The 823-nt window shown below is 67.3% G+C and carries 1 protein-coding gene; it reads right to left on the reverse strand.

The genetic code is table 11. From position 1 onward, the window contains the following. On the reverse strand, window positions 1-823 hold an 823-nt coding region (locus tag AC1DXV_RS35085), incomplete at both ends, for an FG-GAP repeat domain-containing protein (protein ID WP_477938110.1).

The raw sequence follows: 823 nt of genomic DNA on the forward strand, positions 1-823 counted from the left end.
AGGTACACCTTGTTCTGCGTCGGGTCGCTGCTCCACCACAGGATGTCGTCGCGGCCATCGCGGTTCACGTCGGCGACCAGCATGTCGGCGCTCTTCTCGCCGTGCAGGCCGAGCGGCGGCGATCCCACCGAGATGTTGCCGAGGTTGTAGTTGGCCACCTTGAGCAGGCCGGCGGCGCCGGTGGACACCGACAGGCCCCACATCACGCAGTCGGCACGTCCGTCGCCGTTGAAGTCGAGGGGCCGGTCGCAGTCATGAGATGCCACCGAGATCGGATCGAAGTTGAAGTCCCCCCGCGAACGCCACGCCAGGATCGGCGGATACAGGTTCGCGCCGGTGCCCAGCATGCCGGCCGCGGCGAGGTCGAGGTTGCCGTCGTTGTCGATGTCGAGCAGGTGCGACGGCTGGCCCAGCGCATACGGGCCCTCCGGTCGCGAGTACAGGTTCTGGTAGGTCGCGTTGGTCGGCTGCTCGACAAAACCGCCCTGGCCGTCGCCCTTGTAGACGTGGGTGCAGACCACCGTCGCGCAGGGCTCGGGGGGCGGATCGAGCTTGACCCCCTGGCTCGGCACGGACGCGGTGACGAGGTCGATGAGCCCGTCGCCGTCGATGTCCAGCAGGTAGAAGGTGTTGCCTGGGGTCCAGCCGAAGCCGTCCTGGATCTCGCCATGGCTGGTGAGGTAGCGGTCCTGGCTGGCATGCTCCAKCAGCGTCACGCCGGTGATCGACCAGCGCTCGAACGTGCCGTCGCCCTTGTTCAGGTACAGCTCGGTGGCGTACGCCGGGCAGGCCGTGGTGATGTTGACCGTGTTGGTCTCATGAG

It is taken from the genome of Rhizobacter sp. P3_C12 (assembly GCF_056402735.1).